Source organism: Lactobacillus corticis (assembly GCF_018327645.1).
GTDB lineage: Bacteria > Bacillota > Bacilli > Lactobacillales > Lactobacillaceae > Lactobacillus > Lactobacillus corticis.
Genome location: NZ_BMAY01000054.1, coordinates 1 through 226, shown reverse-complemented (window position 1 = coordinate 226; position 226 = coordinate 1). Strand labels below are relative to the sequence as shown.

Sequence of the window (226 nt, the reverse complement as noted above, 5' to 3'; positions counted from 1 at the left end):
TTACTAGCGATTCCAGCTTCGTGCAGGCGAGTTGCAGCCTGCAGTCCGAACTGAGAACAGCTTTCAGAGATTTGCTTGCCTTCACAGGCTCGCTGCTCGTTGTACTGCCCATTGTAGCACGTGTGTAGCCCAGGTCATAAGGGGCATGATGACTTGACGTCGTCCCCACCTTCCTCCGGTTTGTCACCGGCAGTCTCATTAGAGTGCCCAACTTAATGCTGGCAAC

The 226-nt window shown here is 54.0% G+C and carries 1 rRNA gene; it reads right to left on the bottom strand.

Going from position 1 to position 226, the window contains the following annotated elements:
* A 16S ribosomal RNA gene (locus KI210_RS08685) occupies positions 1 to 226 on the bottom strand; the annotation flags it as partial.